General features: G+C 53.9%; 1 protein-coding gene. It reads right to left on the bottom strand.

The annotated features are described in order from the left end of the window. Positions 1–34: 34 nt before the first annotated feature. A partial coding sequence (locus FDX22_RS00495; RefSeq protein WP_255432658.1) for a DALR anticodon-binding domain-containing protein occupies positions 35–228 on the bottom strand: 194 nt, incomplete at its 5' end.

A 228-nucleotide genomic window follows, 5' to 3' on the forward strand; every position in this document is an offset into this window, starting at 1 on the left:
GACATAGCGCAGGCTTTCACATCACTCGAGGTGATTACATGCGTTCTACGGTTTCGATACCCAGCGTATCCAGACCCAGCTTCAGGGTTTTCGCCGTCAGCTGTGCCAGTTTCAGGCGGCTGTTACGAATTTCTTCGTTTTCAGCGCTGAGGATCGGGCAGTGTTCGTAGAAGCCAGAGAACAGGCCGGCAACGTCGTACAGATAAGCGCACATCACGTGCGGTGTAC

It is taken from the genome of Citrobacter sp. TBCS-14 (assembly GCF_005280805.1).
GTDB lineage: Bacteria > Pseudomonadota > Gammaproteobacteria > Enterobacterales > Enterobacteriaceae > Citrobacter > Citrobacter gillenii.